19 protein-coding genes are annotated in these 20773 nt (G+C 61.6%); 10 read left to right on the forward strand and 9 right to left on the reverse strand.

Translation table 11 applies throughout. The features are described 5' to 3' along the window. Positions 1-31: 31 nt before the first annotated feature. Positions 32-346: a hypothetical protein gene (locus BRA42_RS02175; RefSeq protein ID WP_292408611.1), complete on the reverse strand. Its 315-nt coding sequence runs from the start codon at positions 344-346 to the stop codon at positions 32-34. Positions 347-463: 117 nt separating this feature from the next. After that, a complete protein-coding gene (locus BRA42_RS02180; protein ID WP_342685970.1) occupies positions 464-1969 on the reverse strand; it encodes a glutamine synthetase family protein in 1506 nt (501 codons plus the stop codon). A gap of 517 nt (positions 1970-2486) precedes the next feature. On the opposite strand from BRA42_RS02180, the gene BRA42_RS02185 reads away from it, so the two are divergent. Continuing rightward, positions 2487-2930, forward strand: a complete 444-nt coding sequence (locus BRA42_RS02185; protein WP_292408617.1) for a DUF61 family protein — start codon at positions 2487-2489, stop codon at positions 2928-2930. A gap of 21 nt (positions 2931-2951) precedes the next feature. Here BRA42_RS02185 and BRA42_RS02190 read toward each other — a convergent pair whose 3' ends face one another. Continuing rightward, entirely contained in the window at positions 2952-3545 is a 594-nt protein-coding gene (locus tag BRA42_RS02190; RefSeq protein ID WP_292408619.1) for a hypothetical protein, read from the reverse strand. 126 nt (positions 3546-3671) lie between these two features. Between BRA42_RS02190 and BRA42_RS02195 the strand changes: the two genes are divergently transcribed. Next, entirely contained in the window at positions 3672-4355 is a 684-nt protein-coding gene (locus tag BRA42_RS02195) for a M48 family metallopeptidase (RefSeq protein ID WP_292408622.1), read from the forward strand. Positions 4356-4366: 11 nt separating this feature from the next. Here BRA42_RS02195 and BRA42_RS02200 read toward each other — a convergent pair whose 3' ends face one another. From BRA42_RS02200 to BRA42_RS02225, 6 genes are all read right to left on the reverse strand, one after another. Continuing rightward, complete coding sequence (locus tag BRA42_RS02200; RefSeq protein WP_292408625.1) at positions 4367-5851, reverse strand: PAS domain-containing protein; 1485 nt, start codon at positions 5849-5851, stop codon at positions 4367-4369. A 289-nt stretch (positions 5852-6140) separates the two neighbouring features. Beyond that, entirely contained in the window at positions 6141-6821 is a 681-nt protein-coding gene (locus BRA42_RS02205) for a small multi-drug export protein (RefSeq protein ID WP_342685969.1), read from the reverse strand. A gap of 49 nt (positions 6822-6870) precedes the next feature. Next, positions 6871-7323 (reverse strand): FAD synthase, encoded by a 453-nt coding sequence (locus BRA42_RS02210; protein WP_292408631.1) that lies wholly within the window; start codon positions 7321-7323, stop codon positions 6871-6873. Beyond that, a complete protein-coding gene (locus BRA42_RS02215) occupies positions 7320-7691 on the reverse strand; it encodes a Mov34/MPN/PAD-1 family protein (RefSeq protein WP_342685968.1) in 372 nt (123 codons plus the stop codon). Before BRA42_RS02215 ends, BRA42_RS02210 begins: the two co-directional genes overlap by 4 nt. 95 nt (positions 7692-7786) lie before the next feature. Then, positions 7787-8575 (reverse strand): fasciclin domain-containing protein, encoded by a 789-nt coding sequence (locus BRA42_RS02220; RefSeq protein WP_342685967.1) that lies wholly within the window; start codon positions 8573-8575, stop codon positions 7787-7789. 188 nt (positions 8576-8763) lie between these two features. Next, positions 8764-10188 carry a dihydropteroate synthase-like protein gene (locus BRA42_RS02225; RefSeq protein ID WP_292408637.1) on the reverse strand — a complete coding sequence of 475 codons (1425 nt, stop codon included), beginning with the start codon at positions 10186-10188 and terminating at the stop codon, positions 8764-8766. Between the two features lie 43 nt (positions 10189-10231). Here BRA42_RS02225 and BRA42_RS02230 point away from each other — a divergent pair, with 43 nt between their 5' ends. The 8 genes from BRA42_RS02230 (at position 10232) to BRA42_RS02265 (ending at position 20427) form a co-directional block, all read left to right on the forward strand. After that, a complete protein-coding gene (locus BRA42_RS02230) occupies positions 10232-10897 on the forward strand; it encodes a PHP domain-containing protein (protein ID WP_292408640.1) in 666 nt (221 codons plus the stop codon). Next, positions 10894-11697: a tRNA pseudouridine(38-40) synthase TruA gene (gene truA / locus BRA42_RS02235; RefSeq protein ID WP_292408643.1), complete on the forward strand. Its 804-nt coding sequence runs from the start codon at positions 10894-10896 to the stop codon at positions 11695-11697. Before BRA42_RS02230 ends, truA begins: the two co-directional genes overlap by 4 nt. Before the next feature lie 463 nt (positions 11698-12160). Beyond that, positions 12161-13315, forward strand: coding sequence for a glycosyltransferase family 2 protein (locus tag BRA42_RS02240; protein WP_342685966.1), 1155 nt, complete (start codon positions 12161-12163; stop codon positions 13313-13315). A gap of 31 nt (positions 13316-13346) precedes the next feature. Beyond that, complete coding sequence (wecB, locus tag BRA42_RS02245) at positions 13347-14426, forward strand: non-hydrolyzing UDP-N-acetylglucosamine 2-epimerase (protein WP_292408649.1); 1080 nt, start codon at positions 13347-13349, stop codon at positions 14424-14426. Positions 14427-14446: 20 nt separating this feature from the next. Continuing rightward, positions 14447-15823, forward strand: coding sequence for a nucleotide sugar dehydrogenase (locus BRA42_RS02250; protein ID WP_292408652.1), 1377 nt, complete (start codon positions 14447-14449; stop codon positions 15821-15823). Between the two features lie 76 nt (positions 15824-15899). Then, on the forward strand, positions 15900-17108 hold the full coding sequence (locus BRA42_RS02255; protein ID WP_292408654.1) for a glycosyltransferase family 4 protein: 1209 nt from the start codon (positions 15900-15902) through the stop codon (positions 17106-17108). Continuing rightward, positions 17093-18283 (forward strand): prenyltransferase/squalene oxidase repeat-containing protein, encoded by a 1191-nt coding sequence (locus tag BRA42_RS02260; RefSeq protein WP_292408657.1) that lies wholly within the window; start codon positions 17093-17095, stop codon positions 18281-18283. Before BRA42_RS02255 ends, BRA42_RS02260 begins: the two co-directional genes overlap by 16 nt. Then, the gene (locus BRA42_RS02265; RefSeq protein WP_292408661.1) at positions 18280-20427 is read left to right on the forward strand and encodes a bi-domain-containing oxidoreductase; all 2148 of its coding nucleotides are present in this window, start codon (positions 18280-18282) and stop codon (positions 20425-20427) included. The genes BRA42_RS02260 and BRA42_RS02265 overlap by 4 nt, the downstream gene beginning before the upstream one ends. Positions 20428-20773: the final 346 nt, after the last annotated feature.

The following is a 20773-nucleotide window of genomic DNA, read 5'->3' on the forward strand; positions in this document are numbered from 1 at the left end:
CTTTTTCCCTCTTCGCTATCTTACGAAGAGGTCAGGAGGCCGGTGCGGCCTCCGCGACCGTCTCCTCCGCTCCAACCTCCTCGCTGTCCCAGACAAGGGGGCTCTTCATCTCAGTCATGATCACCCGTGAGCCGGAGGGGACCCTGATAGCGTCGCTGATATCCTCGGGGGCCCGCGCCCAGACAATCTGATGCTTGACGTCCCCGTCGGGGAGCAGCACCACGATGCTGTAGGTGTTCATATCCTCCTTTGGGGTATCCTCCCCTTCGCCGGGGGTGATGCGGTAGCACGTAAAGGTTACCGGCCCCGATCCTTCCGCAATCCTTTCTTCTGCTTCGCCTTTCATATGGATTCCTCCTCCCGGGAGCCAACTCTTCTGGGTCTTCTCCTAATAATAACTTGCCCCCCGGCTGATATGCCGTCAAAAAAAAGAGAATTTTCAAAGAGCCGATTGCCCCGGCCCTCACGCCACGTGAATATACCGCCCGACCAGTTCCCGGATCGCTTCGTTGTCGCCGTAGAGTTTCTCGCTCAACCCCCGGTCATTGAAGGCCTTCAGAGAGGCGATCCGGCTGTCGATCATGCCTGCCGGGAAAACCCCGTTTTCCTCGAAGATCGTCCGTTTTGCCTCAAGCGCTTCGGCGGACTCAACACAGGAAGCGGGGAGCTGCCGGAACTCAGCGAGACGCTCCTTAAACTCGGGCCGGAAGATGTTCCCGCTGACGTAGAGCCGCTCAGCCATCTCAAGCGCGCCAGGCATCTCGATACCGCGGAGAGCCGCCGCGATGAGGCCGGCAACGAGCAGGTAGGGATCGGCCGAACCGTCGCCGACCCGGTACTCAACCGTCTGCTTCGACGGCCGTTCCTCGCGGCGTCCGGTCTCGCCGGGGTTGGCGTCGCGGGCCATATCGTCCGCGCCGATCCATCCGAGGGGCACGCGGACCACGACCGAGCGGTTGCGGTCGCCCCAGCAGATCGTCGTCGGCGCCTCCTGGTGGGGGACAAGGCGGAGGTAGGACGTCGGGATGGTGTTCCCGAACGCCGTCAGGGCGTCGGCGGCATCAAGGATGCCGGCGATCATCTTCCGGGCGAACGGGCTTAACCTGCCGTCCTCGACCATCAGGTTTTGGCCGTCCTTCTCGACGAGCATGTGGAAATGCATGCCGCTCCCGGCCTTACCTACGGTGATCTTCGGGGCGAAGCTGATCTCGACGCCGTACTGGTTGCCGAGCATCCGCAAAATCCACTTGGCGAGGATCAACTGCTCGACCGCCTGCTCCGCCGGCATCGGCGAGAATTCGATCTCATGCTGTTCGTAGTAGGTGTCCTCGTTGTAGAAGCATCCGACCTCCGAGTGGCCGTACTTGATCTTGCCGCCGGCACGGGCGACGAGACGCATCGCCTCGTCCCGCAGGCCCGAGAACTTGACAAAGGGCTCCGCCGAGTGGTAACCCTTCTGGTCGCGGCCGGGATACAGGTCGTCCCGCGAACAGATGACGTAATACTCAAGTTCTCCGAGGGTCTTGAAGGTGCACCCGGTGCGGCGGGTAAACTCCTCGTCGGCCTTGCGGAGCACGTACTCGGGCGCACTCTTCAGGGGCTTTCCGTCGCTGTCGTAGAACGAGCAGAGGAACTCAAGTGTCGGCGCTTCTGCAAAGGGGTTCACAAAAGCCGTGCGGTAGCGGGGGATCACGTAGAGGTCACTGCTCCCGGCCTCAATAAATGAAAAGAGGTTGCTGCCGTCGACCCGTTCCCCGTCGGAGAGGATGGCGTCAAGGTGCTCCTTAGAGGAGATGACGAAGTTGAGGGTCTTGAGCTTGCCATCCTCGGCGACGTAGCGGAAGTTGACCATCTTTATTCCGTTTTCCTCGCAGAACCGGAGGATATCCTCTTTGGTAAACTCTACCGGGTCTTTCTTGAGAAAACGGATCAGATCGCGTGGGTTCATCTGGAGTTCAGAATCTCTCATATTTTCATAACGTTGGCTCCGCCCGTATAAATGCGTGTTCTCCTTTCCGCATCCGGCTCAACGGGTGAACTCTTGTTCCAGACGACAAAGGGAGGTTCATTCAGCATTCTCCCGAAATTCTGCCACGTCAGCCCGCACCGGGAGCCCAGGTTGAGCGTTCCTCTGTGGCATACCCAAACCCCGGGCGACACCGTCGACCGGGTATGAGCCGGACCGTGCTCCTCGCAGTCGGACAACTCCTGACCCCGGGGCACATGGTCCGACTCACAGGTGTGGTTGTCCGCGGTCAGGGTGAAATTTGTGGGTAGGTATTTGGATGAAAGTGTTCCGTTCAGGGTGTATCGAAGGTTCGGAGATCTTTTTGGGACGACCTCATGCTTTGCAGGTCGGATGTTGTCTGCCGGAGCCCGGTATCATTGACTTCTGCGAGCAGTCGACAACCCACCCCTGAAGGGGGGCAGATATATATTGTATCGCATAGACCGGTCTATTGTACCCGAACCCCGGGACGATCACCATGGGAGCAGACATGCCGAACCGACCCTCAGCAAGCGACGAATCGACCCTTCTCAAATGGATGCGGCTGGAGATCGGCAGGATCAACGACGGTGTCGTTGCGGAACGAAAACGCCTCTCCCGGCTCCTGCAGGAGGAACACCCCGCGTCCGTCACGAAAGGGGGGACCCGGTACGACTTTGACCGTGAGGTCTTGCTCCGGCTGGAGCAGGGCCTTCCGGGGGACTTGCAGAGGCGATTACGGCTTCCGATCATCTTTTACTTCGACTCCACGGTCCCGGATAGTTTCTTCCTCGCGGACGAAGTTGCGGTGCAGGTCTTGCAGTGTCTCCAGGAGATCAGCCCCCTCCGGAGGATGCAGGGCGGAAGGCTCTGGATGGCGAAACCGCTCGTATACGCCGTCATGAACCGGTATCCGACGGCCGTGCAGATCATGATGCGTTAGACGACGGGCGGGGCCGGACGTTCAGCGGCCGGCCGGCTCTCCCGGATGACTCTTTCTCCCGAGGGTCCGCCGGACCCGTTCAAGCGCGGGGCGGGAGACCTCATCCATCTGTCGGTCGAAGTAGTCCACCCATTCTGCGACGACCGCGAGTTCTTTCTGCTGCCGGTCGAGCCGTTCCTGCAGACGGCCGGCGACCTCCCGAAATCGGTCGTTCTCCTCCTTCCGGAGGTCACGTTCCCGTTCGAGGTCTTCAGTCAGGCGCAGGATCCGACGTTCCTGCCGGGCCAGCGTATCCCGCATCACCCTGAGATCGATCACCACCTCGGGCGAAAGAGAGGTACCGGTTCGGTCGACCTCGCCCGCGGGCTCCTCCGGTGCGGCCGGCTTCCCGCCGGAGCGGATCTCCTCTGCGACTTCATCGCGAGTGAGGCCAGATCCGGAGAGTTCCACGAGATCCCGGACAGTTTTGACCGCTTTCTGCGGGAAGAGTTTGACCGGGCCGATGGTCCGATAGGTAAAGAGACTGTCGTAGGTCTGGACGAGTGTCCGGGCATCCTGCTCGGAGACCCCGGCGAGGCGCGCAATATCGCCGATCTTGAGTTCTTTCTCGCTCATGATTGTCACCCTTGCACCCGATCGAGCGCTCGAACGGGAGCCCTGCAATAACTCTTTGTCGCTATCAAGTAAAGATGCGCTTCGGATCGCGTGGGTTTTTCTCACTGCCGTCCCAGTACTGATCCCATGAATCGGGGAGAGAGGGGAAGCGCCCCGGCCGTCGCAACCATCGTCCGGAAGGCCGTGCGGGCCGCACGGCTCCAGGTGCGGCCCGACGGGACCCTGCGGGTGGTCGCACCGCCGTCATTCGACGTCACGGAATTCCTGCAGAAGAACGCGGCCTGGATCGAAGAACGACGCAAAGAACTTGACAGTCTCGCCGCCGAAGGGCACGGAAAGGAGGACCTGCTCCTCCTGCGCGGACGGTTCTACCGCCCGGTCCCGGGCGCCCGGTTCGCGGTCGACGATGCTTCCGGCAGCGTCACCTGCCCGCCGGCCCCCGGCCTCCGGAGATGCCTTGCCCGGATGCTGCGGGAGGATGTCGGGGACCGCCTGAAGGCCTACCCGGACCTTACCGGGCAGGGGCCGGGGCGTATTGCGATAAAGGCCCAAAAGACCCGGTGGGGGAGTTGCTCGTCGCTCGGGAACCTCAACGTCAACCTCCGGGCCATAGCCCTTCCCGACCCCTTGCGGGAATACATCATCGTCCACGAGGCGGCCCACCTCCGCGAGCGGAACCACTCGAAGCGGTTCTGGCTTCTCGTCGGCGACCATTACCCCGACTATCGGGCGGCGGAGGCCGAACTGCGGCGCTACTGGGTCATCCTCGAACGAAACAGAGTCTGGAATTCGCTCGGGAACAGGAATTGAGCGGGACGGCATCAGGAATATTTTCGCCAGAACAGGGAGAGTTTTCTCGACTCCGCCCACCGATCATCGAGCTGGTCGATGATCCCGTTGATCCGCTGTATCTGCTGCCGGATCTTCTCCGTCGCGTCGGCATCGTTGATCAACTCGGCATGCCCCATGATCGCCTGGAGCGGGTTCCGGATATGATCGGCAAGCAGGGCGAACTGCTCCATGTTCCGCTCGACCTGACTGTAGGCCTTCGCCTTCAGGTCTTCAACCTCCCTCTGGGCGGTGATGTCCCGGGAGACGGTTATGACCTTCGCGACCTCCCCGCCCTCGAAGATCGGGATTCGCATCTCCCGGAGGAACACGGTTCGGTCACCGAGTTTGAGAGAGCGCTCCGATGTCAGCGGCCGCCCGGTCCGCACGACCCGCTCGTACTGCTGCCGCGCAGAGGGAGGAAGGAACGGCAGGACCATGAAGAGGTTCTTTCCGACGACGTCCGTTGCGAGGCCGAGTTCCTCGCACCAGGCGATGAAAGCGTCGTTTGCGAGAAGGAGGGTGAGCCCGGTATCGACGACGATGACGGTATCGGTGATGGCGTCAAGGACGATCTGGTAAAGGTCCTCCGACTCCCGAAAAAGGTACTCGGATTGCTTCCGATCGAGCGCGCTTGCGATGATATTGACTCCCGCAGCGAGGAGCACGACATCCTCGTCTGCGAACCGGGCGTTGTCGGTGTTCCGATCAAATCCGACGAAGCCGACGACCGCCCCGCTCATGCGGAGGGGAAGCATCAGCGTCGCGGTAGCGCCGTGCCGCTTCAGGAAATCGCGCTCCTCCCTGCGCAGCCGCCCATCTCCGGACGTTCCATCCACATAGACCGTCCGGTCCTCAAGGATCTGCGCGATCCACCAGGGTAGGTCACGCGTAAGGAACTTCTGAAACTCCCCCCGATGGGGTTTTTGCTCCGGCATGCACCATTCATGCGTCGTACCAATGAGTGTCCGGGAGTCGTTGAAAAGCGAGAGGTAGCCCCGCGAAGCACCGCACGCACGCCCGAGGCTCTCAAGCGAGGCGTCAATAGCCGGATCGATCTCGGTCGGGTCCATAAAGCGTGCAGGCATCGCCGCGACGGCTCCTTCAAGGTTGTGGCGATGTCCGGATGCATCCTCCACCTTCCCCTGCACGGAACCTTCAACACAGGAGACGAGAAACCAGAGATCGGCGGTCTCGGGGTCACAGACCGTGCTGACCGCCATCCGGGCATAAAAGATCGTTGAATCCCTCCGCCGGGCAGCGACCGTCCCGTTCCAACGCCCGGTGGAGAGAACACAGCCGATACAGTCCAGCCCCCCGTCCCGGGAGAGCCAGAGGAGGCCCACGGGTTGTCCGACGATCTCCCGCAGATCGTACCTCCACATCGCAAGCAACGAAGCGTTGGCGAAGATTATACGCCCTTCACGGTCGGCAATGCAGATCCCGGAGAGCGAGGTCTCGATGACCTGCCTCAGCATCGCAGCAGTTACACCCGGGGTGGCGGGCTGAACCCCCCCGACGAACGAATCGTCTCCTCTCCGACAGTCCTGAACGCCATTACGTTGCATAAGCTCGTCGAAAGACGAACGATCCGAGGTATGCGGAGCCATTTTCTGATCGTCCCGGGGCAGCAAAACAGAGCTATCCCTGCAGTTCCGGAGAAACCCGAACCGGTTAGGTTGATCAATCCCCGGTGTCAGATATATAATTTTTGTTTTCACTCGCGTCGACGAGAAGACTGCAGAGGGTCATCTATCCCGTGCGATATCAGGTGTCAACCTCTCGTCCCCGGGAATAACTCCGGTACATCAGGAGGAGCGCGATGCCGATCGAAAGGAAGATAGCGAGAGATATCCAGAGCCCGGCTCTTGTCGGAAAGAGATTGAGAACACAGTCGATACCGAGAGCGATGGTAAAACTGCCGATGAGGCCGCCGACGGTGATGCAGGAGAGAACCTCCGTCTTCGTCATGCCGAGCATCCTCCCGACGATGGAGCCGACGATGCTCCCCGACCCGTCGAAGGGGAGGCTCACAAAAGCAATGAGGCCGACGAAATAGAGCCGCTCAAGCCATGGCCGCCGGTCAAGGAACGTCCGACCTGCCTCCATAAACCGCCGGACCCAGGGGCCGAAGTAGGGGAGGCGCAGGATCAGGGGAAAGTTCCAGGCCATGAAGAGCCCGCCGGCGAAGTCCAGAAACGCCAGGGAAAATGCGGCAAGCCACCAGGGGACCCCGAAAAGGATGCAGGCCGGGATGATCGTCTCCCGGCCGAGCGGCGGAACGACATAGGCGACCAGCATCCCGACGAGGAAAAGCCACTGCTCCGCCGGCAGGAAAAACCACACTACGGCAAGAAATGCCCCGCAGAGCAGAAAAGGGACCGAGACCTTCAGCCAGCTCGGCCGGGCATCGATCTCGTCATCGCCCCATGCATCAATCCGCCGCATGAACCGCCGTCACCTGCGGGAGAGTCCCCGCGTTTCCGATGACCCGGGATCACTCCCCCTCGCGAGCAGGGTCGGCGGGAGGGAAGGGGGCCCGGGTCCTGAAGATATGCTCGACGATCTTCGATGAACTGGCAAGCGAACCGGGGTACCCGGATATCCGGACGACTTCTGCGTCAAGCTCACGGTCCCGGAGCCTCTTTTGGAGGTCCTCCTCGTCGAAGTGCTGATTAAACCCGAGCGTGATGATGTCGGGCCGGATCTCGGCGATAGGCCTGAACATGTCATGCAGGTCCCCGAGGAGCGCATGGTCGACCGGTTTTAATGCCCGGACCATCCGGACCCGTTGATCTTCCGGGAGGATCGGCCGTGGCTTATGCTTCACGTTCGCGTCCCGCGCCACGATCACGAAGAGTTCATCGCCGAGCCTCCGTGATTCTTCGAGGTAATAGAGGTGTCCGGGATGCAGGATATCGAACGTCCCCGTTGCAACCACGCGGATCATTCGACCACCTCGAGGGTTGTCACGCTGCCGTCCGCCCGATAACACCGCCAGTCTCTTTTGCCGTAGGGATACCCGACGATGATATGATACCGGCCCACCGTGGGAAAGAACCTGAGATCTGCGGGCGACGGCGAGAGGACGCCGTTCGGATGACTATGGGCGCTGCCGGCCTGGTGGACGTCCAGCGGGAGCATATCGACGAAGAATGAGGCGCTCTCTTCCCCGACGGTAGTACCCGGCACCAGGTCAAGGTCCCGGATAATGCCGTCCCGCTCCCGCAACACGGCAATGAACTCGTTCGGATGATGTTCCCGCCCGAGTTCGAAGAGTATCCCAAGTAGATCCCTGCTGATCCCGTGTATAGCCATTCTCCAGAATAGTTGGGGAGAAGGGAACATAAGCCCTCGCGTCGGCATAGAATTCTCTGCACCGACGCGTCGGGACCCGGGAAAACAGGGGATCGTTAAGGAGTGACCGGTTCCTCCGGCGTGGCTGCCGGGGTCGCATTTTCCGGCGGCACGAGAACCGTATCGATAATGTGGACGATGCCGTTCGCTGCCGTGATGTTGGACGCGACAACGGTGGCATTCCCTAGCGTGAGGGTGCCGCCAGCCGTCCCGACGGTGAGATTGTCGCCGGAGAGCGTCTCAAGAACGGTCTCGTTTCCGACGGCGGAGGCGAACGCAGTCAGATCTTCTGTGGTGTGGTTTCCTCTCACAATGTGGTGCAGGATCAGCGCGTCCAGCACCTCGGTGTCGTTAGAGAGCACGGTCTTCGCAAGTCTGGCTTTTTCGACGGAGCCTGCAAAGGCGGTCAGGTTCCCTTCCCCGGCAACCAGATCGGTCAGCGTCGTGTTCGCCGGCTCCTCCCCCGGGGTTACGTTCCCACCTGGATCGACCATCATCCCCTCAGGAACGACGATGACGACGCCCTGCATGGGCGTCCGCTGCGTCGAAGCGTTGAACGTACAGCCGTACGGATAGGTCCCTGTATCGGCGAACGTGTGGTTGAACGTCGCATTCTGCTCGATCGGCCCGGAGTCAAAGAGCCCTCCCGCGCTGGTGACGCTATGGCTTACGATGTCATGGTTCGTCCAGGTTATTTTCGCGTTGCCTTCGACCGTGAGCGAGGGAGGATAATACAATCCTCCCGGGATATCAACGTCGGCGTCTGCCGCCGCCAGGACCGGCAGGGCGGCGATGCCGACGATCAGCGCCGTTGCGAACCCGAATAGAACAAGAGTTCGTCTCATATTGTCTCACCCACGTTTACGAACCCTGGCCGGGGGTCCTGATGACACCCGCCTCGAACAGTTCGGCACTGCTCACCGCTGCCGCGGGCAGATTGAATGGACTCTTGAATATATAAATATTATTATATAATGCGGTTCGGAACTCCGGACTGGAGCCGGCACCCGCTGCTATGAATATGCGCGGCCGCTCAGAACGGCCCGTCCTGTTCGAAACTTCTCCCGAACCGGATGGCAAGCTCCGCCTTGAAGAGTTCTTTTCCGAGGTAGGCGGCGTGGTCGAGCCGGGAGATACTTCCGTTCTGGAGGAGCGTATGGAAGACGTCTTCCCAGCACCTGCCCCGCACGGCGCGACCCCGGTGTACCGCAACGATACAGTCTCCCTCGATGCCGATGCGGATGCACCCGAGCGGGTCGTAGACGATCTCGTCCGGGGCGGGGCGGGCATCCGTGATGTTGTCGTACTCCAGCGGAGGTTCCCGCCGCCGGCGCTTCTCTTTCAGGACCAGGAGGTCGAGCCCCAGGTCTTTGGGATACGGGCGGCCGGTCATGAGGGACATCATCTCCGTCGCCCGCCGCATCTCCGCCACCGATCCCCTGGTTTTATCGCTGTGCTCGCTTGTGAAGACGATAGCGGCGCCGACCTCGTACGCCATCCCCGCGAGCAGGGCGTTCGCCCCGGGGGAATCGGCGTCCAGCAGTTCCACGACGTTTCCCGCCCCGAAAAAGAGCGGACGCGGGGCCTCCGGGAACCGGGAGAGGGAGTCGACGAGCCCGGACCCCGCCGGCTGGAGAAGGGGGTCGGCGATCAGCCGGGAGATCCCGGCTTTTGCTGCGGCCGCCAGGTTCTCTAAAAGCGTCCGTTCGCGCGGCACCACGACCGCGGCCGCCCCGGCATCCGCGACCGCCGCCGCGACAAGGGGGATGTTCCCCTCGTGCAGGGAGAGCACCAGGTCCGCCCGGAAGAGCGACGCTGCGATGAGGAGCGGGTCCTGCGTATCGACCGCAAGGGGACCTTCTACCCCCGTAAGGGCCGAAAAACAGCGCGCAACGTCGTCGGGGGTGGCGTCGAACCCGAACCCGAGGTCCACGATATCGGCGCCGTCGGCGAAGAATTGCCGGACGTCAGCGAGGATATCATCCCGCTTGTGCGCGTCCATGATCTCCGCAAGCACCTTCATCCGCGAACCGCCGCCAATCTTCAGGCCCCGGATGATGAAATCGGCGTCCGCCTCCGCCTCCCGGAGCGCAACCCGTCGGCAGGCCTCCTCACGGCGCGTTTCCGTAAGGAAGTCATCGGCCGGGACGGTCTTCGAGAGCCGGACGCTGTCGAGCACTGAAAGAACCAGCGGGAGATCGGCCGCGTGCCGCGGGCCCCGGTAGATGGGGACGCCGGTCTCGCGTTCGACCTCGGCAAAGGATGCGGTGCACATCCCCGGGACGATTGCCATATCGTAGGTGCCGCCGGTAAGCAGCCTCCTGAGGTCGCCCGGCGCGAGGAACGACGCGATATGACCGATGACCGCCACATCAATCTCGTAGCGGTCGCTGAATCGCTCGGCCGCCGCCTTCACGATTGCGATCGTTTCCGATCCGGTCGGGAGAAGAATGCGCATACACTTCACTTATTATTCAGCGGATGACAAATATTCTGATCTTATGTTGCGTTGTGATCTGCATGTCCACACCAGGTTCTCCAAAGACGGAGAGAGCAGTGTGGAGGAGATCCTCCGGCGGGCGGAGGCGGTCGGTCTCGACGCCATTGCGATCACCGATCATGATACCGTGGAGGGGGCCCGCCATGCCCTGCAGTGCAAGACCTCCGTGACCGTGATCCCGGGCATCGAGATCTCGACGAAACAGGGCCATCTCCTCGCCCTCGGGGTCGCGGAACCCCTGCCGCCAGGGCTCGACTTCTTCGAGACCGTCGCCCTGGCCCGGGACCGGGGCGCTCTCCTGATCCTCCCGCATCCCTACCACCGCTGGCGCCACGGCGTCGGGAGGAGGCTTGCGGCCAGTATCGGAGCGGTTGACGCGGTAGAGGTCTTCAACAGCCGCTATATAACGGGATCGGCGAACCGGAAGGCCGCAGTCGCTGCACGGAAGTTCGGGAAGCCCGGCGTTGCCGGGAGCGACGCCCACAATGCCCGGTACGTCGGGTTCGGGGTCACGTACGTCACGGCCGAGCCGGATGTGGCCTCCATCCTCTCTGCGATCCGGGAAGGGCGGACGATGGCGGGAGGGAGGATGACCCCGCTCCGCACCTACACCCGTCAGTCCATCAAGGGCGCTCTTCGCAGGATACGACGAACGGTACATCGATGAACCTGGCGTTTCGCTACTCCTACTTCGGGGATTGCTTTTTCGGCTCGCAGATGCAGCCGGGGCTCCGTACCGTGGAGGGCGAGTTCGTTGCGGCATGCAGGCGCCTCGAACTCTTCGACGACTGGCGGGAGGCACACTTCGTCACCGCCGGCCGCACCGATCGCGGGGTGCACGCCCGGAGTCAGGTCTGCTCCTTCACGACCGATAAACCGGATCGGGCGGTCGCGGTACTGAACCGGGTGCTCCCGGAGGACATCTGGTGCACGGGATGGACCGGGGTGCCGGACGGGTTCCACCCGCGATACAGCGCCGTAGCAAGAACCTACCGCTACTACTTCTTCCCCGCTCCGGGCGACACCGCGGCCATGCATGAAGCGGCCCGGGAGTTCGTCGGCCGACGCAACTTTTCGTCGTTTGCACGCGTCGGCGACCGGAATCCGGAGCGAACGATCGTCACGGCAGAGGTCTATGAGGACGGGCCCTTCGTCGTCTTCGAGGTGACAGGAGAGAGTTTCCTCTGGAATATGGTTCGGTGTATGGCGACGGCGCTGGAACGGGTGGGGAAGGGCGAAGCGAATGCCGGAGAGATTGCCCGGCTCCTCGAGGAACCGGCGGGACGGGGGCTCCCTGCAGCTCCACCCGGGGGATTAGTCCTCTGGGAGGTCGACTGCGGAGTCTCCTTTACACCGCTCCCGGTTGATGAAAAGAGTCGCCGATATCTCGCCGACCGTTATCGTCGCGCCATGATCATGGCGGAGGTGTCCGCACGCCTTACACCCGAAGAGAGACTGCCGGAATGACCGCTGTCTGCCGGCCTTTCGAGCTGCGGTGTATCCGACGCCCGAACATTCCCGATACGGTGCGGCGATGCGGGGATGATCGGGGAAGCGACCGTGCTCGATGTCGGCGTTTTGAAAGAATCCGACAGCAGGCAACGGATCTTCCAAAGACGGTGCGGCAGGAGAATTCATGTTCCCTCCCCGTTATTCGAGACAGCCGCAATTAAACGTTCCGGATGGCAATACCGGGATAACCGGAACCCGGCTTGAATCGCACCGGGGAGACGGCCCGCCCACGACGGTTACGGGAAATCCCTCTCTCTCGCCTGGACAGGAAGACTTAATTAGTCGGCACGGTTTTAGTGGCACTGTTGTAAATGACATATCATTTATTTTAATAAATTGTTAATGATTACTATTTAATAATAACCTATTAATATATGCCAGAACAGTCCCGTTCCAGTACGTCAAGAGGGGAAAGTGGATGTACGACAAGGATCCGGTTCTGGCGAGGCCACCCGTTCATTCGGAGGGGTGGTTTGCCGAAGAGACAACTGTGCCGTTGCCACAGTACATAGATGCAGAGACGGGCGGATGGATCGAACAACGGGCTCCCCGGATCGTCGGACAGGAGAGCCCGATAGATATTCCTGCGTTTCGCTGTGAGATCCAGGAGCAGGTCAATCCTCTGCGGACACCGACAGCCCCGGGGCACCGACGGATAGTGAGCGAATCCGCGGATGCGACAACGGCCGCATCCCGCCGGTCGGACAGGATGAAGATTCTCGCGGCGATCCCCTGCTTCAACGAGGAGGTTGCTATCGGTTCGATTGTCCTGATGGCCCGCCGATATGCCGACGAGGTTCTCGTAGTAGACGATGGATGCACGGACAACACCGTGAAGGTTGCCCGGGATGCCGGAGCGACCGTCGTTTCGCACGGCGCCCGGAAGGGGAAAGGACGGGGAATTAAGAGTTCTCTGCAGTATGCGGTCGAGCACGACTATGACTGCCTGGTCTTCATGGACGGAGACGGTCAGCACAACCCCGGGGAGATACCGCTCCTGACCGGGCCGATCCTCGCCGATACCGCCGATCTCGTCATAGGGTTTCGGACCTTCGATCAGATGCCCTTCTACCGGCGATTCGGGCGGGCCGTGCTTGATATCGCCACCACTACCGGTAGTTCGATTACCGACTCGCAGTGCGGTTTTCGGGCCCTGAACAGAAAGACCATGGAGTCGATGCTCGGTATGCTGCGGAAGGATGATTTCTCAACCGAATCGGAGATGCTTCGGATTGCACAGGAAAAGCACCTGCGTCTCGGAGAGACGCCGATCAACTGCAAATATGGCGATTTTGACACGTCCACAAAAAATCCCGTATCTCATGGAGTAGAGGTGCTCGGATCGTTATTCTGGCTCATCGTGGAGAAAAAACCTCTTTTGAATATCGGCCTCCCCGGACTTGTTGCGGTGATCGCAGGCGTATTTCTCCTGTTTCAGTTCTTCCAGGGTTTCAATGAGACCGGCCTTATCCCGATCGGCCAGGGCATGCTCGCATCGCTTCTCCTGATTCCGGGAACCGTCGCACTTGTGCTTGGCCTAGCACTCTCCCTTATCGCACGGATGCGGGAGTGAGGGGGATGGATACCATGCAGAGGAGAAACGCATGATCGGTATAATACTCGGTACACGGCCGGAGATCATCAAGATGTCCCCCGTCATCAGGGAATGCGAGCGCAGAAATCTGGATTACTTTATCCTTCATTCGGGACAGCATTACTCCTACGAGATGGACCGGGTTTTTTTTGAGGAACTCGACCTGCCGGACCCGGAATACAGCCTCGATGTGGGTTCAGGGACCCATGCCGGTCAGACGGCGAAGATCATGACCGGTGTCGAAGACGTTCTGATGAAGGAGTCTCCCGACATCGTCCTCGTCCAGGGGGACACGAACACCGTCATGGCCGGGGCACTCACGGCATCGAAACTGCATGTGCAGGTGGGCCACATCGAGGCGGGCCTCCGCAGCTTCAACCGATGGATGCCGGAAGAGATCAACCGGGTGCTCACCGATCATATCTCGGACCACCTCTTTGCTCCGACGGAAACCGCCCGGAAAAACCTTCTCGCAGAAGGCATTGAAGACCCGAAGATCTGTATGACCGGCAACACCGTCGTCGATGCGGTGTACCAGAACCTCGACATATCGAAGAGGAAGGTCAACGTCTTAAAAGACCTCGACCTCGAGCCCCGGGAGTACTTCCTCGTCACCGCCCATCGGCAGGAGAACGTAGACAACCGGGCACGGCTCAAGGGAATCCTGAAAGGGCTTGAGGGGGTGCAGAAGGAGTTTGCCCTGCCCGTCGTCTTTCCGGTCCACCCGAGGACCGAAAAACGGATCCAGGAACTGGGCATCGGCGTCGACGGATTAAATCTTACCAAGCCCTTTGGCTTCCTGGAATTCCTGCAGTTGGAATCGCAGGCGAAACTCGTGCTGACCGATTCCGGCGGGGTCCAGGAAGAGACCTGCATTCTCGGCGTTCCGTGTGCTACGATGCGATACGACACGGAGCGGCCCGAAACGCTGGCCGTCGGATCGAACATTCTGGTCGGTACCGAATCGAGGAGGATCCTCGAAGGGGTCCGCTCCGCAACAACCTGGAAATCCGGCTGGAAAAACCCTTACGGCGATGGAATCGCCGGAAAAATGATCGTGATGGTCTGCGCTGCCGCACGGTCCCGATAACACCTATGAGGAGAATACGCATGAGGATCTGTATACTGGGATTAGGATACATTGGACTACCGACCGCGTTGCTGTTTGCCGCTCACGGAGCGGACGTTGTCGGCGTCGATGTCAAACAGAACTTGGTCGATTGTCTGAACCAGGGGACCCTCCCGTTCAGTGAACCGGGAATCGAGGACCTCTACCGCGATGCCCGTGAGCGATTTGTTGCAAAGACAGAACCCGAAGCCGCGGACGTCTTTCTGATAGCCGTGCCGACGCCTCTGGACGCGGCAACGAAGGTTTCCAACCTCTCGTATGTCAAGAACGCGGCCGATATGATCGCCCCCCGTCTCGCCGGGGGGAACCTGGTCATTCTCGAATCGACCGTCCCGCCCGGAACGAGTGAACGGGTCGTCATCCCCAGGCTTGAGAAGAGCGGTGTCGTTGTCGGGGATTTTCAGTACGCCCATTGCCCCGAGCGGGCAATCCCCGGACGGACCCTGCAGGAGATGACGACCAACACGCGCATCATCGGCGGGTACGACCGGGACTCCGCCGAAAGGGCGGCTTCGATCTACCGGACATTCGTCACCGGGCAGATTTACCGGACCGACACGCGAACGGCGGAGTTTGTCAAATTGATGGAGAACACCAGCCGCGACGTGAGCATTGCGCTCGCAAACGAATTTGCCCAGCTCGCCGAGGAGTGCGGGATCAATGTCTGGAAGGCTATCACTCTCGCAAACAAGCATCCCCGGGTTTCTATCCTCAATCCCGGACCGGGCGTTGGGGGACACTGTATCGCCATCGACCCCTGGTTCCTGACCGAGAACTCCACACGGTGCAAGATGGTCTCCACGGCGCGGGAGATCAACGATTCCATGCCGAATTACGTACTCCACGCCGTTCGTAGCCTGCTTGCCGGAGTCAGAAACCCGACGATCAGCATCTTCGGCGTTGCCTACAAGGGCAATATCGGCGATACGCGGGAGAGCCCGGCACTCAAGCTGATCCAGCTCGCTGAGAACGAAGGGTATGCCGTCAGGTGCCACGACCCCCACGTCGGGGAGTTTCCGTACCCCCTCATGAACGCAAAGGATGCAACGGTCGGGAGCGACTGTCTCGTCGTCCTCGCCGATCACAACTGTTTCTGCACGGTTGAACCGGCCGATCTCCAGATGAGAACGAAGTTCGTCGTAGATACCCGAAACATCCTCGACCATGAGAAGTGGACCAAACAGGGCTTTATCGTCAGGGTTCTGGGTGACGGGTCGCCGGTACAGCCGGTGCCGTCGGACGGGATTGCGCCCCCGGCGGGTCTGTATCCTGCAGGAGTGGTGCAGCAGCCGATTGTGTCCCCATCACCGCCGTCAATCACCGTATTCTCCCCGGACGGGCGGGAGGGCTACCCCTAACCCCCCGTACATGGTTTTGTGAAGTCGGGATCTACAAGCAATCTTCGACGACCGTATGGAGACAACGAGGAGTTTCATGAAACAGGTATGCATCGTATCGCAGCACTTTCCACCGGAAAAATCAGGAAACGCATCACGCATCTACGACACCGCCACACATCTTGCGAAGCTGGGGATCGGCGTGACGGTGCTTGCACCCCATCCCACGTTTCCCACCGGTTCATTTCCCCGAAGATGGAGACGATCCGACGTGCGGGAGGTCGAGGGCGTCCGCGTTGTACGGCTCTGGACCTGGCAGCCGGCATCCGGGGACCCGGGGTTTACCAGCAGGATGGCCTATTACCTTCTCTTTCCGCTTCACGCCGCACTCTGGCTTCTATTCACCGGAAACCGGTTCGACGCGATCATCACGTCGGCACCGCCTCTTTTCACCGGAATCCCGGGATACGTCCTGAAGCGGACCTCACGGGCCGCGTGGATCCTCGATATCCGCGACCTCTGGATCGATGCATCGATAAGCCTCGGCTTCCTCCGGGAGGGGAGCCTTTACGAGAGGATGAGCAGGAGGTTCGAGCAGATGTGTCTTTTGCAGGCGGATCTCGTCGGGGTCACGACCGAAGAGCTCGGGCGGAGGATCGCATCGCGCTACCGGGTCACGGCTCCGATGGAGTTGATGCCGAACGGCGTCAATACCGACTTCTTCCGCCCCATGGACGGCGGAAAGAAGAGGCAGATCATCTACGCCGGCAACGTCGGGCACGCCCAGGACCTCGATAAGGTGGCCCTCGCCGTCAAGTCGATGAACGGCACCTATAACCTGAAGTTCCTCATCGTCGGCGACGGCGACACGCGGGGGAGTCTTGAACGGCTGGTGAAGGCCGAGGGCCTGACCGACTCGGTCGTCTTTACGGGCACCCTCCCGCGCGAGAAGATCCCGCAACTCCTCTCCGAGTCGCTCGTGGGGGTGGCACCCCTAAAGAGGCTCGATAACCTCGAGTATGCCGTTCCCACCAAGGCCTACGAGTATATGGCATGCGGCATACCCTTCGTCGGCTGCGGGAACGGCGAGATCGCCCGTCTCGCGAAGGCGTCGGGCGCCGGGGTCATCGCCGACAATACGCCGGAGGCGATTGCCGCTGCCCTCTCCTCGCTCCTCTCGGACCCGGCGAAGATGGAAGAGATGGGCCGTCGGGGCCGGGAGTACGTCGCAGAGCACTGCGACCGGAGATCGGTCGCTCTGAAACTGAAGAAGCATATCGAGAGGATGATATGGACGGGCGCCTGACGCCGCTTCTCTCCCGGGTTACCGGGAGGGTCCGGGAACTTGCGGTCGTCCGCGACGAGACCGCATACATCCGTGACCCGGTCTTCGGCATCGTCCGCAACCGGGTCCACGCCGAGGTCGCAAAGGCGATGCTCCGTTCGGGAGGCGACCCGTTCGTGGCCCCGCTCCTGAATTACGTCACGGCCTGCCAGAACCCGGACGGGTCCTGGAACGAAGTTCACGTCAATTACAACGAACCTTCGGCCCTGATCACCGCGTTCATCGGCGACGCGCTCCTGGAGGCGGCGGACCGGTGTCCGCACGAAGAAGCGGTCGTTAAGGCCCGGGACTATGTCCTCGCCGCCGAGAGGCGCCCCGGGTACTTCTTGAAATCTTCGGGCTACACCGCCGACCACCTGAACGTCGACGCTTCGTGCGGGGCGTTTCTTGCCCGATACGCCGAGCGGTACGGTGATGAAGAAGCCCGCGCGGCGGCACTGCGGGCGGCGGAAAACGTGCTCCGCCACCAGCATAGCGACGGCGTCTACCCCTATGCGGTCGATAAGGGAACCTACCCCTACGTCTTCGACCTTCCCTGCGTGCACTACCAGGGCGTGACCATCTATTATCTCGCAAAGATAAACGACGGCCTCCCGGACGACCGGATCGGCGAGAGCATCGAGAAAGGGGCCCGGTGGCTCGCGAGCGTCCAGCGTTCCGACGGGCGGTTCGACTGGTCGAAGAGCGGGCTTTCGTTTGCATACTACCTCTCCGGAGCGTACGCGTTCGCCCATGCCTCGTTCGTCTACGCATCCCGGGCGGACGGCCGCTACCGGGATAACGCGAGCCTCTGCCTCGACCGGCTCGAGGCGGATGTGCAGGGGCTCGCTCCCCGGTGGGAACCGGGCGCCTGGTCCGATCTCCTGCCTTCCGTCGTCACGGCGGCCAGGACGGCGTCGCTCGGAGGCTACCCGCTACGGCACCGGGCGTTCCGGTTCGGCTACGGGGTCTACCGGCAGGTTGCCCGCAGGCGGTATGCCGGAACCGCTGAGACGCGGTCGTTTGAGGCGCTCTGCCGATTGCTCGGTATCCGGACGTCGACCGTGGAACCGTCGAAGAACTTTCCCGACCTCTTCATGACGTCGGAGATGCTTGATTGCCTCACTCAATCGGAAAAATGGAGTAACCATTCATGAAACAGGTAGCACTCGACCTGCAGTCAGGGTCTATCGAAGTGGAGAACGTTCCCGTTCCCACCGCAACGCGGGGGGTCATCGTTCGAAACGCCTACTCCCTCATCAGCGCCGGCACCGAATCGTCGCTGATCAACCTCGCACAGCAGTCGCTCGTCGGCAAGGCGAAAGCGCGTCCCGAGGACGTGAAGAAAGTCATCCAGAAGATCGGTACGGACGGCCCCCTCTCGGCCTACCAGCAGGCGATGGGCCGCCTTGCAAAGCCGGAGCCGCTCGGCTACAGTTGTGCCGGGACGGTGGTGACAACCGGGTCCGACGATTTCGAGGTGGGCGACCGGGTCGCCTGCGCCGGCGCCGGGTACGCGGTGCACGCCGAGTACGTCGCGGTCCCGAAAAACCTCTGCGTCAGGGTCCCTGACGGCGTCGGTTTTCGGGAAGCGGCGTTCACGACCGTCGGGTCGATCGCAATGCACGGCGTCCGGAACGCCCGGGTCACGGTGGGGGAGAACGTCGCGGTGATCGGTTTAGGGCTGATCGGTCTGCTTGCCGTCCAGATCCTCAAAGCCGCGGGGTGCCGGGTGATCGGGATCGATATCGACCGGGAGAAACTCTCTCTTGCCGCGGACCTCGGTGCCGACGTCGTCTCGAATTACGACGGCCTCGCCGAGCGGATGAAGGCATTCTCGCCGTTCGGAGCGGATGCGGTCATCATCACCGCGGCAACCCGGTCGAGCGCCCCCATCGAGACGGCCGGCCGCCTGGTCAGGGACAAAGGCAGGGTCGTGGTCGTCGGGAACGTGGGGATGAACGTGCCGCGCGATATCTTCTACGAGAAAGAGGCGGAGGTCGTCGTCTCCCGGTCCTACGGTCCGGGCCGCTACGACCGGAACTATGAGGAGAGAGGCGTGGATTATCCAATCTACGTCCGTTGGACGGAGCGGAGGAACATGGAGGCGTTTTTAGAACTGGTGCGGCAGAAGCGGATCGACCTCGACCGCCTGATCACCCACACTTTCAGTCTCGACGACGCACCGGAAGCCTACAGCCTCATCAACTCCGGAAAGGAGCGGTTCATCGGGGTCCTCCTGCAGTACAGCCCGAACGGTACGGGCATCTCCGGGACCGTCACGCCCCTCCCGAAGTCCGATCTCCGGAGGCGGAAGGTGCCGGCCGGGGCAAAGACGCTCGGGTGTATCGGCGCCGGGGTCCACGCCCAGAGCGCCCTCTATCCCCACCTGCCGGGACTCCCGGTCCATCTCGCGGGGCTTGCGACCGCGACGGGCCTCTCGGCGCACTCGGTGGCGAAGAAGTACGGGTTTTCCTACTGCACCACCGACTACCGGAAGATCCTCGACGACCCTGCAATCGATGCTGTGCTGATCGCAACCCGGAACGACCTGCACGCCCCCATGGCAATCGATGCACTGCGTGCCGGAAAAGACGTCTTCGTCGAGAAACCGCTCGCCGCCGATATCGACGGGCTCCGGGGGGTCGTCGAGGCCTGGAGAAGGTCCGAACAACGACTGACGGTCGGATTCAATCGGCGTCATTCCCCACTTGCGCGGCGGATGAAGGAGTTCTTCGGGAACCGGGCCTCCCCCATGGTCCTGCACTACCGCGTCAACGCCGGGCAGATCCCGCCCGGGCACTGGGTGCACGACGACGAGCAGGGGGGCGGTATGCTGATCTCGGAGTGCTGCCACTTCATCGATTTCATGCAGTATATGACGGGGGCACGGCCGGTCCAGGTCTATGCCCGGGCAATCGAGCCGACCGGGACCCTCCAGAAGTACGACAACTTCCAGGCGACTCTCGCGTTTGCGGACGGGTCGCTCGGCACCGTCACCTACACGACGCTCGGGGACCGCTCCTACCCGAAGGAGACGGTCGAGGTCTTCTGCGACAACGCCGTAGGGAGGATCACCGATTTTCGCGACCTCGAACTCCGGCGGGACGGGAAGGCGTCGCGGGAGAGGCGGTGGCTTGCCCAGGAGAAGGGGTTCGCCGAGGAACTCCTGGCGTTTGTGAGGGGCGAAGAGCCGGATTTCGTCGGCAGCGTCGCGACAACGCTTGCGACGTTTCTCGCGTGGGAGTCGATCGATTCCGGGAAGCCGCAGGAGATCGACCTCGGCCCGGTCGGGATCTGACCCGGGCGGGAAGGCGATCTTCTTTTTGCTCAAATTCCTGCCCTCCGGCCGTCGATGCATCCAGCCTCGGTGTGCCCGGGATGGTTGCGCCCAACGGGACTGTCCACTCGTCCGTGGCGACCGGCCGGAGGCGGGGAGGTCCTCGATCCTGTCGCCGGTGAGTCCTCTCCGGTCAGGAAGTCTGTTTGCACTCCTGGGGCGTGGTGATGCGTCCGGTTGAAGGGATCGGAGGGGGCCGACCATCTCAGCCCGAAGCATTGGTGGCACCCGTCATCTCGAGACCGGCAACCCCGCGTCCGGAACTCCATCGAATCTGGCGAGGACAGTGTCGGAATTTAATTCCAGA

Source organism: Methanoculleus sp. UBA374, assembly GCA_002508705.1.
GTDB classification, from domain to species: domain Archaea; phylum Halobacteriota; class Methanomicrobia; order Methanomicrobiales; family Methanoculleaceae; genus Methanoculleus; species Methanoculleus palmolei.

Bases quoted from the DNA above. Each gene is read 5' to 3' on its own strand.
- BRA42_RS02190 (WP_292408619.1), bottom strand. From the start codon at position 3,545: ATGAGCGAGAAAGAACTCAAGATCGGCGATATTGCGCGCCTCGCCGGG.
- BRA42_RS02175 (WP_292408611.1), bottom strand. From the start codon at position 346: ATGAAAGGCGAAGCAGAAGAAAGGATTGCGGAAGGATCGGGGCCGGTA.
- truA (WP_292408643.1), top strand. From the start codon at position 10,894: ATGAACCTGGCGTTTCGCTACTCCTACTTCGGGGATTGCTTTTTCGGC.
- BRA42_RS02225 (WP_292408637.1), bottom strand. From the start codon at position 10,188: ATGCGCATTCTTCTCCCGACCGGATCGGAAACGATCGCAATCGTGAAG.
- BRA42_RS02220 (WP_342685967.1), bottom strand. From the start codon at position 8,575: ATGAGACGAACTCTTGTTCTATTCGGGTTCGCAACGGCGCTGATCGTC.
- BRA42_RS02210 (WP_292408631.1), bottom strand. From the start codon at position 7,323: ATGATCCGCGTGGTTGCAACGGGGACGTTCGATATCCTGCATCCCGGA.
- BRA42_RS02205 (WP_342685969.1), bottom strand. From the start codon at position 6,821: ATGCGGCGGATTGATGCATGGGGCGATGACGAGATCGATGCCCGGCCG.
- BRA42_RS02255 (WP_292408654.1), top strand. From the start codon at position 15,900: ATGAAACAGGTATGCATCGTATCGCAGCACTTTCCACCGGAAAAATCA.
- BRA42_RS02250 (WP_292408652.1), top strand. From the start codon at position 14,447: ATGAGGATCTGTATACTGGGATTAGGATACATTGGACTACCGACCGCG.
- BRA42_RS02230 (WP_292408640.1), top strand. From the start codon at position 10,232: ATGTTGCGTTGTGATCTGCATGTCCACACCAGGTTCTCCAAAGACGGA.
- BRA42_RS02195 (WP_292408622.1), top strand. From the start codon at position 3,672: ATGAATCGGGGAGAGAGGGGAAGCGCCCCGGCCGTCGCAACCATCGTC.
- BRA42_RS02265 (WP_292408661.1), top strand. From the start codon at position 18,280: ATGAAACAGGTAGCACTCGACCTGCAGTCAGGGTCTATCGAAGTGGAG.
- wecB (WP_292408649.1), top strand. From the start codon at position 13,347: ATGATCGGTATAATACTCGGTACACGGCCGGAGATCATCAAGATGTCC.
- BRA42_RS02180 (WP_342685970.1), bottom strand. From the start codon at position 1,969: ATGAGAGATTCTGAACTCCAGATGAACCCACGCGATCTGATCCGTTTT.
- BRA42_RS02200 (WP_292408625.1), bottom strand. From the start codon at position 5,851: ATGCTGAGGCAGGTCATCGAGACCTCGCTCTCCGGGATCTGCATTGCC.
- BRA42_RS02185 (WP_292408617.1), top strand. From the start codon at position 2,487: ATGGGAGCAGACATGCCGAACCGACCCTCAGCAAGCGACGAATCGACC.
- BRA42_RS02215 (WP_342685968.1), bottom strand. From the start codon at position 7,691: ATGGCTATACACGGGATCAGCAGGGATCTACTTGGGATACTCTTCGAA.
- BRA42_RS02240 (WP_342685966.1), top strand. From the start codon at position 12,161: ATGTACGACAAGGATCCGGTTCTGGCGAGGCCACCCGTTCATTCGGAG.
- BRA42_RS02260 (WP_292408657.1), top strand. From the start codon at position 17,093: ATGGACGGGCGCCTGACGCCGCTTCTCTCCCGGGTTACCGGGAGGGTC.